General features: G+C 62.0%; 16 protein-coding genes and 1 pseudogene. 14 read left to right on the top strand and 3 right to left on the bottom strand.

The window, feature by feature from the left end; all coding sequences use genetic code 11:
• Window positions 1–31 precede the first annotated feature (31 nt).
• The 11 genes from P0Y58_15660 to P0Y58_15610 all read left to right on the top strand — a co-directional run bounded on the left by P0Y58_15660 (window position 32) and on the right by P0Y58_15610 (window position 11,372).
• Window positions 32–340, top strand: coding sequence for a hypothetical protein (locus P0Y58_15660; protein ID WEK28346.1), 309 nt, complete (start codon window positions 32–34; stop codon window positions 338–340).
• 175 nt (window positions 341–515) lie between these two features.
• Complete coding sequence (locus P0Y58_15655; GenBank protein WEK28345.1) at window positions 516–1,067, top strand: YbhB/YbcL family Raf kinase inhibitor-like protein; 552 nt, start codon at window positions 516–518, stop codon at window positions 1,065–1,067.
• 553 nt (window positions 1,068–1,620) lie between these two features.
• Window positions 1,621–2,688, top strand: a complete 1,068-nt coding sequence (locus tag P0Y58_15650) for a 3-deoxy-7-phosphoheptulonate synthase (GenBank protein WEK28344.1) — start codon at window positions 1,621–1,623, stop codon at window positions 2,686–2,688.
• Window positions 2,689–2,766: 78 nt separating this feature from the next.
• Window positions 2,767–3,048, top strand: coding sequence for a peptidylprolyl isomerase (locus tag P0Y58_15645; protein ID WEK28343.1), 282 nt, complete (start codon window positions 2,767–2,769; stop codon window positions 3,046–3,048).
• A 184-nt stretch (window positions 3,049–3,232) separates the two neighbouring features.
• Window positions 3,233–5,023: an extracellular solute-binding protein gene (locus P0Y58_15640; GenBank protein ID WEK33338.1), complete on the top strand. Its 1,791-nt coding sequence runs from the start codon at window positions 3,233–3,235 to the stop codon at window positions 5,021–5,023.
• On the top strand, window positions 5,020–6,078 hold the full coding sequence (locus P0Y58_15635) for a microcin C ABC transporter permease YejB (GenBank protein ID WEK28342.1): 1,059 nt from the start codon (window positions 5,020–5,022) through the stop codon (window positions 6,076–6,078). The genes P0Y58_15640 and P0Y58_15635 overlap by 4 nt, the downstream gene beginning before the upstream one ends.
• Window positions 6,078–7,094: an ABC transporter permease gene (locus tag P0Y58_15630; protein ID WEK28341.1), complete on the top strand. Its 1,017-nt coding sequence runs from the start codon at window positions 6,078–6,080 to the stop codon at window positions 7,092–7,094. Before P0Y58_15635 ends, P0Y58_15630 begins: the two co-directional genes overlap by 1 nt.
• 38 nt (window positions 7,095–7,132) lie before the next feature.
• The gene (gene hbdH, locus P0Y58_15625; GenBank protein WEK28340.1) at window positions 7,133–7,903 is read left to right on the top strand and encodes a 3-hydroxybutyrate dehydrogenase; all 771 of its coding nucleotides are present in this window, start codon (window positions 7,133–7,135) and stop codon (window positions 7,901–7,903) included.
• A 41-nt stretch (window positions 7,904–7,944) separates the two neighbouring features.
• Entirely contained in the window at window positions 7,945–8,424 is a 480-nt protein-coding gene (eco, locus tag P0Y58_15620; GenBank protein ID WEK28339.1) for a serine protease inhibitor ecotin, read from the top strand.
• A 112-nt stretch (window positions 8,425–8,536) separates the two neighbouring features.
• Window positions 8,537–8,812 (top strand): peptidylprolyl isomerase, encoded by a 276-nt coding sequence (locus P0Y58_15615; protein WEK28338.1) that lies wholly within the window; start codon window positions 8,537–8,539, stop codon window positions 8,810–8,812.
• A gap of 133 nt (window positions 8,813–8,945) precedes the next feature.
• Complete coding sequence (locus P0Y58_15610) at window positions 8,946–11,372, top strand: autotransporter outer membrane beta-barrel domain-containing protein (protein ID WEK28337.1); 2,427 nt, start codon at window positions 8,946–8,948, stop codon at window positions 11,370–11,372.
• Here P0Y58_15610 and P0Y58_15605 read toward each other — a convergent pair.
• A pseudogene (locus P0Y58_15605) lies at window positions 11,369–11,515 on the bottom strand (LysE family translocator). The gene P0Y58_15610 and the pseudogene P0Y58_15605 overlap by 4 nt on opposite strands.
• Window positions 11,516–11,588: 73 nt before the next feature.
• Between P0Y58_15605 and P0Y58_15600 the strand changes: the two are divergent.
• Window positions 11,589–12,932: a Fic family protein gene (locus P0Y58_15600; GenBank protein ID WEK28336.1), complete on the top strand. Its 1,344-nt coding sequence runs from the start codon at window positions 11,589–11,591 to the stop codon at window positions 12,930–12,932.
• Between the two features lie 102 nt (window positions 12,933–13,034).
• On the opposite strand, the gene P0Y58_15595 is transcribed toward P0Y58_15600, so the two are convergent.
• Window positions 13,035–13,658: a LysE family translocator gene (locus tag P0Y58_15595; protein ID WEK28335.1), complete on the bottom strand. Its 624-nt coding sequence runs from the start codon at window positions 13,656–13,658 to the stop codon at window positions 13,035–13,037.
• A 130-nt stretch (window positions 13,659–13,788) separates the two neighbouring features.
• Between P0Y58_15595 and P0Y58_15590 the strand changes: the two genes are divergently transcribed.
• Together P0Y58_15590 and P0Y58_15585 are read left to right on the top strand one after the other, a co-directional pair.
• A complete protein-coding gene (locus tag P0Y58_15590; GenBank protein WEK28334.1) occupies window positions 13,789–14,598 on the top strand; it encodes an AraC family transcriptional regulator in 810 nt (269 codons plus the stop codon).
• Between the two features lie 88 nt (window positions 14,599–14,686).
• Window positions 14,687–15,301 carry a LysE family translocator gene (locus tag P0Y58_15585; protein WEK28333.1) on the top strand — a complete coding sequence of 205 codons (615 nt, stop codon included), beginning with the start codon at window positions 14,687–14,689 and terminating at the stop codon, window positions 15,299–15,301.
• Here P0Y58_15585 and P0Y58_15580 read toward each other — a convergent pair.
• Window positions 15,249–15,974 (bottom strand): metallophosphoesterase, encoded by a 726-nt coding sequence (locus P0Y58_15580; GenBank protein WEK28332.1) that lies wholly within the window; start codon window positions 15,972–15,974, stop codon window positions 15,249–15,251. The genes P0Y58_15585 and P0Y58_15580 overlap by 53 nt on opposite strands.
• Window positions 15,975–16,018 lie beyond the last annotated feature (44 nt).

Here is a 16,018-nt window from a genome sequence, read left to right as displayed (position 1 = left end):
AATGACAGATCATCCGCAACGGAGAAATCCCATGATCCGCATTCGCCCTCTCTCCCTGTGCCTGGCGCTCGCGCTGGCGAGCCTCACCCCCACCACCTTTGCCGCCACCGACACCAACACCGACAGCCGTCCGCAAACCGACCAGTCTGGCGGCAAGACCGCAGGTGACGACAGCAGCGTCAACACCCCCGGCAGCGGCCAGGACAACGACAGCAGTGACACTGGCAGCAACAGCGACGCCGCCGACGGCGCCAGTGGCGGCTCCAACAGCACCGGTGAGGCCACGGGGTCTGGCGCCGGGCACACCGGCGGTACCGCCGAGGACCAGGACAGCCATTGAGCCAGGCCAGCCTGTAGCCCTACGCTACGACGGCAGCAACTGTTGCCCCCAGCACCGGTCCGGTATGTAACTTGATCAATGGCGCAACATCGAGAAACCCAATGGCCCTGAGGAAGGGGACCTGCGCAACCGTCTTGACGGTAAGCTGTGTTTTCAACCCTGCGATGGAGTCGCCATGAACCTCAAAGTTTGGCTGTTCGCAACCTTGCTGCCTTGCAGTGCCCTTGCCGCCGGTAACAATCAAGGGGCGCTTTCCGTCAACTCATCATCTTTCACCGACGGCGGCGTGATCGCTTTACAACAGGTCGGCCCGGAGCCGGCCTGCGGCGCCGGTGAAGGGCGTACCCCGCAAATCAGCTGGAGCAACCTGCCGGAGGGTACCCGGTCGCTTGCCCTGATCATGTTCGACCCGGACGGCGCCAAGGGTCTCGGCGTGGTGCACTGGCTTGCCTACAACATCGACCCGGAACAGGATGGGCTCAAGGAGGGTACGGCCGGCTCAAGCGGGCAATACGTGACCGTGGGCCGCAACTCGCGTGGCACGCTCAGCTATCGAGGCCCCTGCCCACCCGCTGGCGACAACCCGCATCATTACGCACTGACCCTGATTTCCACCGACCTGCCGTTAGGCACGCTGCCCGAGGGCCTGGACCGCAGTGGCCTTTTGCAGTTGCTGCAGAACCACGCATTGGGCGCGCAGAGCCTGGTCGGTCGTTACGGCCATTGAACCAACCAGTACAAAAATAAATGATCGGCCCCATCGCATTTATCCATTGAATGGCCCGGGGAAACTGAAGTAAGCTCGGGCTCATTCACTGGAGAGCAACATGCCGAAGCACACCCGCAAACACGCCAACCACACCGGTCGCAACCTGCGTCCTGTGTTGGCTGTTGCCGGCTGCGTGGCACCTGCCAGCTATTACTTTGGGTATTGGTTTAGCCACTAGGCGCCGATACCCACACGGCGCCCACCTTCGAGGGGCCGCCGAACATGAGAATACTCAACCCCCGGTCGGCTCCCCGACCGGGGGTTTTGCTTTTCAGGCCTTTGAACATCACCGATTCAAATTGAGGACACATTCATGAACTACGCCACTTATTACTACGCAAACACCTATGCATGGCGATTTAGCCAATCCCGTTCGGGCCAGCCTGCCGCCTCCGATCGGTCTTCTACAGGTGGCAACACAGCAGCCAATACGAATTCAACGATCTGTCGAACACCTCGATAGGGCCGACCACGCGGGCTTGAACCCGCCGTCCGCCCAGGGAAAAACGCCATGCAAGCATCCAACCTCGCCCTGCCCCTGCCCCTGACCCAGCCGCAAGCTGCCAATACCACCGTCAGCAAGCGCCTGCCCAGCCCGCACCTGCTCAAGCAGCAAATGCCGCTGCCCAGTGAACTGGCCCAGCAAGTCCAGGCCCACCGCCTGGCCATTCGCAACATCCTCGAAGGCCGCGACGAGCGCCTGCTGGTCATCGTTGGCCCGTGCTCGATCCACGACCCACGCTCGGCCCTGGAATACGCCGACCGCCTGGCCGCCCTCAGCCGCGAAGTCGATGACAAGCTGCTGCTGGTGATGCGCGCCTATGTCGAAAAACCGCGTACCACGGTGGGTTGGAAAGGCCTGGCCTACGACCCGCACCTCGATGGCAGCGACGACATGCACTCGGGTATCGCCTTGTCCCGCGGGCTGATGCTGAGCATGATCGAACGTGGCCTGCCAGTTGCCACCGAGCTGCTGCAACCGATGGCCGCCGGCTACTTCGACGACCTGCTGGCCTGGGCCGCGATTGGCGCACGCACCACCGAATCGCAAATTCACCGCGAAATGGTCAGTGGCCTGGAGCTGCCCGTCGGGTTCAAGAACGGCACCGACGGCGGCATCGCCATCGCCAGCGACGCCATGCGTAGCGCTTGCCACCCGCACCGCCACTTCGGCATGGATGCGCAGGGCCACCCGGCAATCATCGAAACCCTCGGCAACCCGGACACGCACCTGGTACTTCGCGGTGGCCACAAAGGCCCCAACTACGATGCCAACAGCATCGCCATGGCCCGCCAGGCACTGGCCAAGGTTGGCGTGCAGGCGCGGATCATGGTCGATTGCAGCCACGCCAACAGCGGCAAGGACCCGGCACGTCAACCTGCGGTGTTCAACGATGTGTTGGAACAACGCCTGGCCGGAGACCGCTCGATTGTTGGCGTGATGATCGAGGGGCACCTGTTCGATGGCTGCCAGGCACTGGGCAAGGGTGCGCTCAAGTACGGCGTGTCGATCACCGACGGCTGCCTGGGCTGGGTCTCGACTGAAACCCTGTTGCGTGAAGCGGCACAAAAACTGTAAGCCGAGGTTGCGAGCCTGGCGAGACATACGCCAAGCAAGTGCGCTAGGCTTGCATTTTTACCCCAAGGAGCAGTACCCATGGCCCGTGCAACCGCCCGCCACATCCTCGTTGCCAGCGAAGACAAGTGCAACGAACTCAAAACCCAGATCGAAGCGGGTGCCGACTTCGCTGAAATCGCCAAAGCCAACTCCACCTGCCCGTCCAGCCGCCAAGGCGGTGACCTGGGCTCGTTCGGCCCAGGCCAGATGGTCAAGGAATTCGACACCGTGGTGTTCAGCGCCCCGATCAACACCGTGCAAGGCCCGGTGAAGACCCAGTTCGGCTATCACCTGCTGGAAGTGACCAGCCGCCAGGACTAATTCACCTCTTAAGGTGATGAACCCCTTTGTAGGAGCGGCCTTGCGTCGCGAAAGGGCCGCGCAGCGGCCCCAGGATTTGCGTAGAAATGCAAAAATCCCTGGGTCTGCTTCGCAGCACTTTCGCGACGCAAGGCCGCTCCTACATAAATGTCTATCGGCTCTTCTGCTGTTTTTTATGAGTCCAATGGGTCAGGCCGCCCCCACCCACGCCCTCACCGTCTACGACGAAGCCCCCCGCTACTCCTCCGGCTTCCAGCATTTCGACTACGTAAACCCCGACGCCCCCAAGGGCGGTATCCTGCGCCGCTCGGCCATCGAGATCGGCCAGTTCGACCATATCCTGCCGTACATCGACAAGGGCATCGGTGTCAGCGAAGTCGACGGCCTGCTCTACGCGCCACTGGCCGTACGCTCGTTCGACGAACCCTACACCGTCTATGGCCTGATCGCCCGCAACATGGAGCGTGGCCCGGACGATGCCTGGCTGCGTTTCGAGATAGACCCGCGCGCCACCTTCGCCGATGGCAAGCCGGTGCGCGCTGAAGACGTGCGGTTCACGTTCGAGCTGTTGATGAGCAAGGGCAGCCTCAAGTACCGCACCCAGTTCGCCGACGTGACCGGCGTGACCGTGGAAGGCCGGCAACACGTGCGCTTCGATTTCAAACCCGACCATGGCCGCACCCTGGCGCTGGACCTCGCCAGCCTGCCGGTATTGCCCGAACATGACTGGCAGCAGCGCGACTTCGCCAATGGTGCAGGTTTCGACAAACCGATCGGCAGCGGGCCGTACCGCATCGGGCGCATCGACAACGGCCGCAGCATTACCTTCGAGCGCAACCCTGCCTGGTGGGCACGCAACCTGCCGGCCAGCCGTGGTCGCTACAATTTCGACCAACTGCGCATCGAGTACTTCGGCGACACCGAAGTGGCGCGGCAGGTGCTCAAAGGGGGTGGCTACGACTATAACCGCGAGTTCTCCGCCACCGCCTACACCCTGGGCTACAACGGCGCGCAACTGGACGACGGCCGACTGCAGCGCGCCCACCTGGGCCCGGCCAAACCGCAGGTTGCCCAGGGGTTCGTGTTCAACCTCGACCAGCCGCAGTTCAAAGACCGCCGTGTGCGCCAGGCGCTGGGCATGTTGTGGGACTACGAGTGGAGCAACCGGCAGATGATGCGCAACCTGTACATCCGCCAGCAGAGCATCTTCTCCAACACTCCACTGGCGGCCCGCAAATTGCCGGATGCCGGCGAACTCAAGCTGCTTGAACCGCTGCGTGGCAAAGTACCGGACGAAGTTTTCACCGCCGTATTCACCGCCCCGGTCACCGATGGTTCGGGCATTATCCGCAAGCAGCAGTTGCAGGCCTTGAGCCTGCTTGAACAAGCCGGTTGGCACCCCGAAGGTGACCGCCTGGTGAACAGCCAGGGTACACCGCTGGCATTCACCTTCCTCAACGGCCAGTCAGGGCTCGAGCGCCTGCTGCTGCCGTGGAAGCGCAACCTGGCACAGATCGGCGTCACCCTGAACATCCGCAATGTCGATTCGGCCCAGTACGTCAACCGCCTTATGGCCCGTGACTACGACATGATCGTCACCGGCTACCCGGTCACCCTGTCGCCCGGCGCCGAGTTGTACAACTACTTTGGCTCGGCAGCCGCCCACGACCCAGGCTCGAACAACCTGATGGTGTTACAGGACCCTGCCGTGGACCATCTTATAGACGGCCTGGTGCGCGCCGACACCCAGGCCGACATGCTGCACCACGCCCATGCCCTGGACCGGGTGCTGCAATGGAACTACTACTGGATCCCCAACTACTACCCGCCGGGCAGCTCCACTGCCTGGTGGAACCGTTTCGGCCTGCCCAAGGTCCAGGCCACTTACGACGAAGGCCTGGACACCTGGTGGGAGGTAAGCCCCACCCCGCTGACCAACGCGCAAATGGCCGAGCGCCGGAAGGTCTCGCCATGACCACCTACATCCTGCGCCGTCTGTTGCTGATCATCCCGACGCTGCTGGCGATCCTGCTGGTCAACTTCGCCATCGTCCAGGCCGCGCCAGGTGGCCCGGTCGAACAGGCCGTGGCGCGCTTGCAAGGCCTCGGTGGCGGCGCACCCGGCGCCCGCGCCGAAGTGGTGCACGGCGAATCGCGTGCCACCCGCGGCCTGGACCCGAAATTGATCGAAGAGATCAAGCGCCAGTACGGCTTTGACAAATCCGCCCCCGAACGCCTGTGGTTGATGCTCGGCCAGTATGCCCGGCTGGACTTCGGCAGTAGTTTCTTTCGCGGCGCCAAAGTCACTGACCTGATCCTCGACAAGCTACCGGTCACCCTGTCCCTGGGCTTCTGGGCCACGCTGATCACCTACCTGGTGTCGATCCCGCTGGGCATCCGCAAGGCGGTGCGCCACGGCAGCCGTTTCGATGCCTGGAGCAGCGCATTGATCGTGATCGGCTACGCCCTGCCCTCGTTCCTGTTTGCCCTGCTGCTGATCGTGCTGTTCGCCGGTGGCACCTCGCTCAACTGGTTCCCGGTACGCGGCCTGGTCTCGGAAAACTTCGACGAGCTCAGCCTGCTGGGCAAGGTCGCCGACTACTTCTGGCACCTGGTGCTGCCGGTCGGTGCTTTGGTGATTGGCGGTTTCGCAACCCTTACGCTGCTGACCAAAAACGCCTTTCTCGATGAGATTTCCCGCCAGTACGTGGTTACCGCCCGGGCCAAGGGCCTGAGTGAACGCAGGGTGCTGTATGGGCATGTGCTGCGCAATGCCATGCTGCTGGTAGTGGCCGGGCTACCACAGGCGCTGATTACGGTGTTCTTCGCCGGGTCGCTGCTGATCGAAGTGATCTTCTCGCTCGATGGCCTGGGCCGCCTGAGTTACGAGTCCGCTGTATCGCGGGATTACCCGGTGGTGTTCGGCACCCTGTTCATCTTCACCCTGGCAGGCCTGTTGATCCGCCTGATCGGTGACCTGTCGTACACCCTGCTCGACCCGCGCATCGACTTCGACACGAGGGCGCGCTGATGCTTTCACCTGTCTCGCGCCGCCGCCTGCAACGCTTTCGCCGCAACCGCCTCGGCTGGGTCTCGCTATGGCTGTTCACCGGCCTTCTGGTGCTGTGCATGGGCGCTGAGCTGGTGGCCAATGACAAGCCGCTGCTGCTGGGCTACAAGGGCGAGCTGTATGTGCCTGCGCTGAAGCGCTACACCGAACAGCAGTTCGGTGGCCAGTTGCCGTTCCAGCCCGACTACCGCAGCGCCTATGTGCGACAACTGATAGCCGATCAAGGCGGCTGGATGCTGTTCGCGCCCATCCCGTTCAGCGCCGACACCCCTAACTACGACCTGCAAGTACCGACCCCCAGCCCGCCCAGCGCCAGCAACTGGCTTGGCACCGATGACCAGGGCCGCGACGTGCTGGCGCGGGTGCTATATGGCACGCGGGTATCGCTGCTGTTCGCCTTTGCCCTGACCGTAGTCAGCGTGTTTATCGGCGTGGTGGCCGGCGCGTTGCAGGGCTACCACGGCGGCTGGGTCGACCTGTTCGGCCAGCGCCTGCTGGAGGTGTGGTCAGGCTTGCCGGTGCTGTACCTGCTGATCATTCTCAGCGGTTTTGTCGAGCCGGATTTCTGGTGGCTATTGGGGATCATGGCGCTGTTTTCCTGGCTTACCCTGGTCGATGTGGTGCGCGCCGAGTTCCTGCGTGGGCGCAACCTGGAGTACGTGAAAGCCGCCCGCGCGCTGGGGTTGCCGGACAGCCAGGTGATGCTGCGGCATATCTTGCCCAACGCCATGAACGCTACCCTGACCTATGTACCGTTCATGCTGACCGGGGCGATCACCACACTGACTGCACTGGATTTTCTCGGTTTCGGCATGCCGGCCGGGAGCGCCTCGCTGGGCGAGCTGGTAACCCAGGGCAAGCAGCACCTGGAGGCGCCGTGGCTAGGCTTTACCGCGTTTTTTGCGCTGGCGCTGATCTTGTCACTGCTGGTGTTTATCGGCGATGCATTGCGCGAAGCGTTTGATCCCCGAAGATGAGTTTTCACGCCCGCCCTTTACTTGATAAGGAGCTTTGCATGGCCCTCACAGGCAAGACTGCACTCATCACCGGTTCCACCAGCGGCATCGGCCTGGGCATCGCTCAGGTGCTGGCCCGCGCTGGCGCCAACATCGTGCTCAACGGCTTTGGCGACCCGGCACCCGCCATCGCCGAGATCGCCCGCCATGGGGTGAAGGTTGTCCATCACCCGGCCGACCTGTCGGACGTGGCCCAGATTGAAGCGTTGTTCGCACTGGCCGAACGCGAATTCGCGGGCATCGACATTCTGGTCAACAACGCCGGTATCCAGCATGTGGCGCCGGTAGAGCAATTCCCCCAGGAAAGCTGGGACAAGATCATCGCCCTCAACCTGTCAGCCGTGTTCCATGGCACACGCCTTGCGCTGCCGGGTATGCGCACGCGCAACTGGGGGCGCATCATCAACATCGCTTCCGTGCATGGCCTGGTCGGCTCCACCGGCAAGGCGGCCTACGTGGCAGCCAAGCACGGTGTGGTCGGCCTGACCAAGGTGGTGGGCCTGGAAACTGCCACCAGCAACGTCACCTGCAACGCCATCTGCCCCGGCTGGGTGCTGACACCGCTGGTGCAAAAGCAGATCGACGATCGTGCTGCCAACGGTGGCGATCCGCTGCAAGCACAGCATGATCTGCTGGCCGAGAAGCAACCGTCGCTGGCGTTTGTCACCCCCGAGCACCTGGGTGAACTGGTACTCTTCCTGTGCAGCGAGGCCGCAAGCCAGGTTCGTGGCGCCGCCTGGAACGTCGATGGTGGCTGGTTGGCCCAGTGACTGGCGGCGGGTTCGCGTTCGATTATTTGCATGGAGGCCCTATGCGCCATACCCCGATAACCGCAATTCTGGCTCTCACCCTGGCTGCCGCCGCGCCTGCGATGGCTGCCAGCCTGAAGGACGTCGCGCCTTACCCAGCGGCGGAAAAAGGCTTTACCCGGCAGGTCATCCACCTGCCGGTACAGGCCGATGAGTCGGCATACAAACTGGAAATCCTCGCCGGCAAAACGTTGCAGGTCGACTGCAATCACCAGCGCCTGGGCGGTAGCCTGGAAGAACGCACTCTGGAGGGCTGGGGGTACAACTACTACCGTCTGGACAAAGTCAGCGGCCCGGTGAGCACGCTGATGGCTTGCCCGGACGGCAAAAAGACCGAGGCCTTCGTGCCGGTGGTGGGCGACGGCTTCCTGCTGCGCTACAACAGCAAGCTGCCGGTGGTGGTCTATGTGCCCAAGGATGTCGAGGTACGCTACCGCGTGTGGTCGGCGTCGCAGGATGTGCAAAAGGCCAAAGTAGAGTAAAGACCGCCGATCATGTAAGGGGCGGCTAGCAACTTGCTCGGAAGCTGGACGCTTACGCGGTCCAATCAGGCATAATGCGCCCCTTTTTTGCGCCACGAAGCACAGGTACCCCATGAAAGCCCAAGCCCGCCACATCCTGGTCAAAACCGCTGACGAAGCCGAAAAGCTCAAACAGCGCATCGCCAACGGCGAGGCTTTCGATGTGCTCGCCAAAAAATTTTCTATCTGCCCTTCCGGCAAGCGCGGCGGCGACTTGGGCGAGGTGCGCCCGGGCCAGATGGTCGGCGCTATCGACCAGGTGATTTTCAAGAAGCCTTTGCGTGTAGTGCACGGGCCGATCAAGAGCAAGTTCGGCTACCACCTGGTGCAAACGTTCTACCGCGATTGATGGCAGCGGGCCACCTGACATTATTGCCAGTTGCCCCGTCACCGCACATTACATACAACTCAGGCAGGGCCGAAGCCGCCCCGCTGGCGTCGCTTCAGGTAGTGGACCCTTCAAAGGACCCGGAGACCTGCCTATGCGATGCACCCGCTTGCTGTTGCCTGTTGCCTTTCCCCTGCTGGCACTGCCATTGCTGGCCCACTCCCAATCCCTGACGGTTACGCCCGGTGAGAATCTTGGCGCCCTTGTGCAAACGCCGGCTGCTGACGACTTCACCATCAGCGGCGGTACAGTGCAGTCGTTGCAACAAGGCGATGGCCAGGACACCTTCACCATGTCTGGCGGTACGCTAGGGTCTTTAAACCAGGGCGGTGACATGGACACGTTCACCATGACCGGCGGCACCATCACGGGCGCGTTTGAAGATGGCGACACGGCGTGGTTCAAAGGCGGCAGCATTGGCCGAATAGACCTCAAGCTCGCTGACAACTTCCTGGAGATATCCCAAGGGCTCGGGGTCGACACAGTTGTTGTTGGCAACGTAGTCAGCGGCCTTGGTAACGACACGATCATCCTGACTGGCGGCACCATCGGAGGTGACATCAGTACCAGTAGCGGCGTTGACAAGATAACCATCAGCGGCGGCACGCTCAAAGGCGAAATACGAACGGGCAACGGCAAAGATGAATTTACCTGGACCGGTGGCCAGATCGGTAAGCGGGTCATCATGGAGAATGACGACGACACCGCCATCGTCCGCGCCCTCGACCTTGGCAACTCTACCGTCATCCTGGACGGCGGCACCGGCACGGACACGCTGACGTTCGAGCAGAGCCAGGTCGGCCAAGGTGCGTTGTACACCAACTGGGAGGCCATCAACCTCAAGCAGGGTAGCCAGCTTACCCTCAACGACACCCTGACGCTGGGCGACCTTGGCAGTGATCAGCCACGCGTGATCCCGGCCACAGGCACCGGCACCTTGCAAATCGATGCAAGCAGCTCGCTGATCAGCCGCCAAGGCAGCATTGTCAGTATCCAGAGTGACAACAAGGCATCGCTGATCAACGCCGGCACCGTCGACCTGAGCCGTGGCAACGACGCTCAGGGCCGCCTTACCCTGCAGGGCGATTACACCGGCAACAACGGCAGCCTGCGCCTGAATAGCGTGCTGGCGGGCGATGGCGCTGCCTCCGACCGCCTGGTGGTCAGCCGTGGCGCCATCAGCGGCTCCACTCGCTTGCTCATCAACAACCTCAATGGCGCAGGTGCGGCGACTGCACAGAACGGCATTCAGGTCGTCGAAGCGCGTGACGGTGCCACCAGCACTGCCACTGCATTCGTGCAGACCCAAACGCTGTCGGTGGGTGCCTATGACTACCGCCTGTTCAAAGGTGGCGTGACCGCTGGCAGCGAAAACAGCTGGTATCTGCGTTCGACCCTGGTCGCGCCACCTGCTCCGGCACCGGTCACAGATCCCGAACAGCCGACACAACCCTCGGAACCGGGCGAGCCACCCGTGATAGCACCTGCCGAGACGCCACCGGTTGCCGCACCGGCACCCGGGCAGGTGGACCTGCCGGCCCCCGTGCAAGGCGAAAGCCTGCCGCTGTATCGCCCGGAAGTTCCGGTGTATGCCGCAGCCCCACGGGGCGCCGCAATAATCGCCCGCCAGGCATTGGGTACCTTCCACCAACGCCAGGGCGACCAGCAATTGCTGCAAGGCGAAGGCGCCCTGCCTGCCAGTTGGGGGCAGGCCTACGGCGGCACGCTTCACCAGCAATGGAGCGGTACGGTCAGCCCGAGCCTGGATGGCGACCTGTACGGTTTCAAAGTCGGCCAGGACCTGTACGCCAAGGTTGGCGGCAATGGATATCGCCAGCATGTCGGCTTTTACGTCAGCCATAGCCGCCTGGACGCCGATGTAAAAGGCTTCGCCCTTGCTGTGCAGGACCGCAGCGTGGGGGACCTGAAACTCGATGGCGACAGCTTCGGCACTTACTGGACGCTGGTAGGGCCACAAGGCACATACCTGGATGCAGTGCTGCAGTACACCCGCCTCGATGGCCGGGCCCGCTCTGAGCGTGGTGACAAGCTGAACATCGACGGCCACGCCTGGACGGCTTCGCTGGAGTCCGGCTACCCCATCGCCCTGTCCGAACGCTGGACGCTGGAACCGCAAGCCCAGCTGATTGCGCAAAAGGTCTCGCTCGACAGCGCCAGCGACAGCATCTCACGCATCAGCCACGACGCCCAGGTTGAGCTGACTGGCCGGTTGGGGGTACGCCTGGAGGGTGCGTTCAAAGGCAGCAGCGGGCGCCTGTTGCAGCCCTATGCGCAGGTGAACCTGTGGCACGGCGACGGCGGCCGCGACACCTTGACCTTCGATGATGTAGACAAGATCAAGACCGACTACCGCTACACCTCGGTGCAACTGGAAAGCGGCGTGGTAGCACAGGTCAACGAAGCGCTGAGCCTGCATGGCGGCGTGCAGTACACCGCCAACCTGGACAGCCGCCAGCAGGAAGCCAGCGGCATGAACCTGGGGGTGCGCTGGCAGTTCTAGCGGCGCGCCGCCAGCAAGCCGAGGCCGGCGCAGCCCAGCAGGGAGGCGCTGACCCGGTTGAATACGCGGCGCGGGCCCGGCTGGCTGAACCAGCGCTGCAGGTAGGCGCCCAGGCCGGCGTAGATGGCAATGGCGGCCCATTCAAACTGAATCTCAAATTTTGCCGATTTTGAGATGATGAGGTAAGGTTATCTCAAATTTCCGGGAATTTGAGACATGTTCAAGCACCCACCCCAAACCCTCGCGAACCCGTTTGACAGCTTCGACACCGCCGACATCATGAGCTATTTCGGCTATCATTCGATTATTGACGGTGACGGCAAATATCTGCATTTCGATCAGCTTCGCCGGCGGCTTCCAAAAAACATTGATCCGACCGTGGCCTGGTCCCTGATCAAGGACGCGCGGAGGCAACAACAATCCGTGCCTATCATGCTCGGGGAGCCGGAAGAACCTTGCCGTTTCGTTGCAACGCCGGCCATCTTACGGGCTATATCTCTGTGTGATCAGAAGACGACTACAGCCGCCCTCACCTACATGACGTCCCAGATTGGTGAAGGAAAGCAAATCCAATACTTGATGACCGATCTTATCAATGAGGAGGCGATCAGCAGCAGCCAGCTAGAAGGTTCGGCTACGACTACAAAGGTCGCAAAGAACTTGCTGCGAACCGAACGCAAGGGAAAAGACGAAGGCGAAAAAATGATCATCGGGAATTACCGGATGATGGAATGCGCTTGGAAAAACAGGGATGAATCGCTAACCATTGAATTGATGCTGGAGTTGCACCAGGTCGGCGTTGAGGGGATAGACGATGAGCACTATCACCCAGGAACGTTGCGCAACAACGATGACATTGAAGTAAGGGACGGGGATGGAAATATAGTCCACCAGCCACCGTCGGCGGCAACATTGAAATATCGACTTACTGAAATCATAGATTGGATCAATCAGGATCATACCAACAAAAACGATGGCAATTATATCCACCCGATGGTCAAAGCCATCATTATTCACTTTGCTATAGGGTACGAACACCCGTTCCACGATGGTAACGGCCGGGTGGCACGTGCGCTGTTTTATTGGTTCATGTTCAGGGAAGGGTTTTCGGCGTTTCGGTACATCGCTATCAGCACGCTATTGAAAGCTGCACCTAAGCGTTATGGTATGAGCTACGTCTATACAGAAACCGATGACATGGACCTGACCTATTTCGTGGACTACCAGTGCCAGATGATCACCAGGGCAATCACGCTTTTCCTCAAAAACTATGATGCCGCCTTGAAATCAATCAATGACTTTGAACAGTTCCTGTTCAAGTCTGGCCTCTTTCGCAAGCTCACAACTAACCAGCGGATAGTGTTCAATTTCGCGAACAGTAAAGAGGCAACTGACTTCACTGCCAAAAACGTTATGACCAACCTAGGCTGCTCATACAACACAGCTGCATCAGTCCTGAATGGCCTGGTCGAACACAAGGTATTCACGAAGCGCAAAGACGGCAAAACCTGGGTCTATTCGATGGAAACCCAGGAAGCCATAAGAGAAGCATTGGCCTAAGGCCTACCGTCCTTGGTGGTCATGACCGTCACGGGATTCAGATTGCCTCACTCAATCGCGTTGAAAGCCTGCCCAGCCGTGCCACCAAAGTCTCAAAGAATTCTAGCGGCGCGCTGCCAGCAGACCAAGGCCGGCGCAGCCCAGCAGGGAGGCGCTGACCCGGTTGAATACGCGGCGCGGGCCTGGCTGGCTGAACCAGCGCTGCAGGTAGGCGCCCAGGCCGGCGTAGATGGCAATGGCGGCCCATTCCAGCAGCAGGAACAGCACGCCCAGCCACAAGAACTGCTCGCTCACCGGGGTGGCGCTGCCGACCGTAACGAACTGCAGCAGGAAGGCGGTGAAGATCAGGATGGCCTTGGGGTTGCCGGCCGCCACCCAGAACTCCTGGCGCGTCAGGCGCCAGGTGCCACGCGGGTGATCCATTGCCGCCACGGCCTCGCCTACCGGTGCCCGCCACAGTTGCCACGCGATGTAGAACAGGTACGCCGCCCCCACTACCTTGATGGCCAGGAACAGGTATTCACTGGTGTGCAGGACCACGGCCAGGCCCATGGCCGCCAGGGCGATCATGCCGCTGAAGGCGACGATACGACCACCACCTGCCACGCACGCCGTGCGCAGGCCGTAGCGGCTGGCATTGTGCAGCGACAGCAGGTTGTTCGGCCCCGGCGCCATGTTGAGGGCGAAGCAGGCGGGGATGAAAAGCAGCAGGCTTGAAAGATCCATTGTTGTTTTCCTTGGGCAACAGGCGTCTATTTCGGCGTGTACAGCGGTTGCGGTCAAGCTACAGCCAGCGATAAAAACTGTACGGGTGCGCGGCACCTGCTACGCTGCCGGCGAAATCGAGGACCTTGTGATGCCCCGCTCCCACGCCGCGCTGTGGCGCGACCCGGCACTCCCGCATGTGGAAAGCCGCCGCGCCTGCCATAGCCGGGCCTGTTACAAGGCCCACAGTCACCCGACGTTTTCCATCGGTGCGGTGGATGCCGGTCACAGCCTTTTCAGCGGTGCCGCGAATGGGCAGGAACGGCTGACGCCCGGCACCCTCGTACTGGTGCCAGCTCACCGTGTCCACGCCTGTAACCCTGAGCCCGGGCAAGCCTGGAGCTACCAGATGCTGCATGTGGATCCCGACTGGCTAACACACGTGCGCCTGGAGTCGGGGCTGGGCGGCGCCAGCCCTGGTGAGCCGGCGCGTATCTGCCGGGTGCCGGCGGTGTATGCGCAGTTCTGCGCGCTGAACAGGTTGCTGTTCTCCAGCGCCAGCACTCATGAGAAGGATGCGGCGCTGATTGCCTTTGTGGGTGACCTGGACTTTTCCGCCCAAGCGCCACTGGCAGCGGCGCCCGCCTTGGGGGCGACCGCGTTGTGCGGATTGATCGCACGCGTCGAAGGCCAGGACCCCGCGCAACTGAGCCTGGACGTGCTGGCCGGCGAGGCCGGGCTTGGGCGCTACCAGTTGATCCGCGCATTCCGCACGGCCACCGGGTTCACGCCGCATGCCTACCTGCTCAACGCCCGGGTCAATCGCGGGCGGCGGTTGCTGGGTGAAGGGCTGGCACTGGCGGAGGTGGCCTACCGGCTCGGCTTTGCAGACCAAAGCCATTTCCAGCGGGTGTTCAAGGCCCATGTGGGGGTGACACCGGGGCAATATCGAGGAAACTGAAGGCCTGCCGCTTGGGGGTGCAATATTGTTCAATACGCTGTGGCAGGCCCGGCAGCAGACTGCGGTTTTTCCCGCAGAGCCGACCCCCATGCAACAGTTCCTGATCATCGCCCTCGCCCACTTCCTCGCGCTGCTCTCACCTGGCCCGGATTTCTTCCTGGTCGCCCGCAGCTCGATCAACAGCGGCTGGCGCATCGCCAGCGGCGCCTGCCTGGGTATTGCCCTGGCCAATGGCGCGTTCATCGCCATGGCCTTCACCGGCCTGTCGATACTGCAGGAAGGCAGCCTGCTGTTCACCACCCTGCAACTGGCCGGAGCCAGCTACCTGCTGTACATCGGCGTACTGTTCCTGCGCCATGCAGGGCAAACCAGCTTACGCTCAGTCGCTGACAACCAGCGGGGTCATGGCTGGTGGCACACTTTGGGCATGGGCTTCTTGTCCGGCATCCTCAACCCCAAGAACGCGCTGTTCTATGCCAGCCTTGCCAGCATGGTCGCCAGCGCCAGTGCTGGCTGGAAATCGGCCTACGCCCTGTGGATGTTCAGTATCGTCCTGCTCTGGGACCTGCTGGTGGCCGTGGCCATCGGCAACCAGCGTGTACTGCGGCGTTTCGCCCGCAGCCTGCCGTGGCTGGAGCGGGCTTCAGGGGTCATGCTGGTGCTAGTGGCTGCGGCGTTGTTGCTGCATCTGGCCCGGGGCTGACCAGTTGCAGGCTGCGCATGTCCATCAAGGTGAAATGGCCACTGGCCCAGCCCCCCGTGTCCAGGTGCCAGACGTTACCCAGCAGTTTCGCTTCCAGCACCGGTGTGTGGCCGACCAGCAAGGCACGCAGGCCCTGCACCGGTTGGGTATCACCTTCCTTCAGGCGCCGCCGCGACCACTGGCACACCTCTTGTACCTTGGGGTCGTCATCCAGCTCCAGCCAGGAACGCAGCACTGCCCAATCAGCAAACGGGCTGTCGGCATGCAGCAACCCGACGAGGCCGGCCGCGCTTTCCACTTCAATGGCAATCGGCAATTGCTCGAAGCGTTCCACGAAGCGCAATTGCGCGTTGCGCGGCATGTCCAGGAACCAGCTTCCACCCGCTGCGCGGTACATGTCCAGGTCAAGCCGCCCCCCTCGCACGCGGGTGATTGCCAGCGCCTCATGGTTACCTTGCACCGCATGGAACCAAGGCTGCGCGAGCCAGTCCAGCACGGCCTCGCTGTGCGGCCCACGGTCGACCAGGTCACCCACACTGAACAGGCGGTCTACGGCCGGGTCGAACCCCACCGCTTGCAGGCACTGCTCCAGGCGTTCGAAGTGACCATGGATGTCGCCCACCGCCAGGTCACGTCCGCGGATATTGGCGAGTAACCGCCGAAACCGTCCCATTACAATCTTCCTCTGCAGGTGCTGCCATGGCAGGCGTAAAATGG

The sequence above is a fragment of the Candidatus Pseudomonas phytovorans genome, assembly GCA_029202525.1.
Lineage (GTDB): Bacteria > Pseudomonadota > Gammaproteobacteria > Pseudomonadales > Pseudomonadaceae > Aquipseudomonas > Aquipseudomonas phytovorans.
Note: the sequence above shows the minus strand (reverse complement) of the source record. Positions and strands in the feature narration are given on the sequence as shown.